The 745-nt window shown below is 33.0% G+C and carries 1 pseudogene; it reads left to right on the top strand.

Features of this window, described 5'->3' with window-relative positions:
* A pseudogene (locus FD33_RS06535) lies at nt 1–642 on the top strand (transposase); the annotation flags it as partial.
* Nucleotides 643–745 lie beyond the last annotated feature (103 nt).

Here is a 745-nt window from a genome sequence, read left to right as displayed (position 1 = left end):
ATGTTTCAAAATCCAACTGATACAAGAACATTGATACCATTTATAAAACAGCTTGAAGAGAACCATACGCTTGGCGACGTGATCGTCGCCGATGCGGGATATGGTTCTGAAAGTAACTATCAATTTTTAGATGATAACTATAAGAAATACGTTATTCCGTACTCTACTATGCTCAAAGAGAATTCAAAGAAATGGAAAACAGATGAAAAGAAGGTAATGAATTGGAATTACTACGAAGACGATGATTATTATATAAATCCTCAAGGTGTCCGTTTCAGTTTTAATGCATATCGAATAAGAACTGATAAATATGGATTTAAACGTTACTTTAAAGAATATATTTCCGAGATATTTGATGATGATCACAATAGGATTCCTCAGGCGTTCACGCCTGGTGGGAATCGTAAAAGAATATACATCAATCCTTCATTGGAATATTTTAAAGCTAGCATGAGAAGTAAACTTTCGATTCCCCAATATGCTGATATTTATGCACGTAGAAAAAATGACGTGGAACCAGTCTTCGGAAATATGAAGGCTTGTTTAGGTTTCAAAAGATTCCATGTTAAAGGATTGAATAAAGTTAAAAAAGAAATGATGATCGTAGTAATGGCATTGAATATCAGGAAACTGGTATCAATGTCATTTTTTATTTGTATTTTTAGAGAACAAAAAAGTTCGATGTGGAATTTTTTCAAATTCGCATCGAACTTTTAAGATAAAGAGACTGTTTTGTCACAGCCTC

The sequence above is a fragment of the Companilactobacillus paralimentarius DSM 13238 = JCM 10415 genome (genome assembly GCF_001434985.1).
In the GTDB taxonomy this organism is placed as follows: domain Bacteria; phylum Bacillota; class Bacilli; order Lactobacillales; family Lactobacillaceae; genus Companilactobacillus; species Companilactobacillus paralimentarius.
The sequence above is the reverse complement of the archived record's forward strand: the minus strand, read 5'-3'. Positions and strand labels throughout refer to the sequence as shown.